1 protein-coding gene is annotated in these 429 nt (G+C 66.4%); it reads left to right on the top strand.

Features of this window, described 5'->3' with window-relative positions:
- The coding region (locus RM844_RS32970) for an ATP-binding protein (RefSeq protein WP_311671102.1) at positions 1-429 on the top strand (429 nt) is incomplete at both ends.

Raw genomic sequence — 429 nt, 5'->3', positions numbered from 1 at the left:
GATCCAGCAGATCGAACAGACGCCCAACATCTTCGTGCGCACCTGCACCGAGGTGGTCGGTGCCACCGGTGAGGACGACCATCTGGCGGCACTGGAGTTGGTGAACAGGCAGTCCGGCGAGCACGAGGAGGTGCGTGCTTCACGGCTGTGCTGCTTCATCGGCGCCACCCTGCGCACCTCCCGGGAGACCGACGAGATGATCCGGGTGGAGATCTGCGACGACGGGCCGGGTATCCCCGCCGAGGACATCAACCGCATCGTCACGCCGTTCTTCACCACCAAGCCGTTCGGCGAGGGCACCGGCCAGGGTCTGGATCTGGCCTGGCGCATCGTGGTGGAAAAGCACCACGGCGATCTGCGGGTGCAGTCCAAGCCCGGCGACACCCGGTTCATCGTGCTGTTGCCCTTGCAGGCCCCCGCGCCCGAAAC

Origin of the sequence: Streptomyces chisholmiae (assembly GCF_031845445.1) — a bacterium.
Classification (GTDB): domain Bacteria; phylum Actinomycetota; class Actinomycetes; order Streptomycetales; family Streptomycetaceae; genus Streptomyces; species Streptomyces chisholmiae.
The sequence above is the reverse complement of the archived record's forward strand: the minus strand, read 5'-3'. Positions and strand labels throughout refer to the sequence as shown.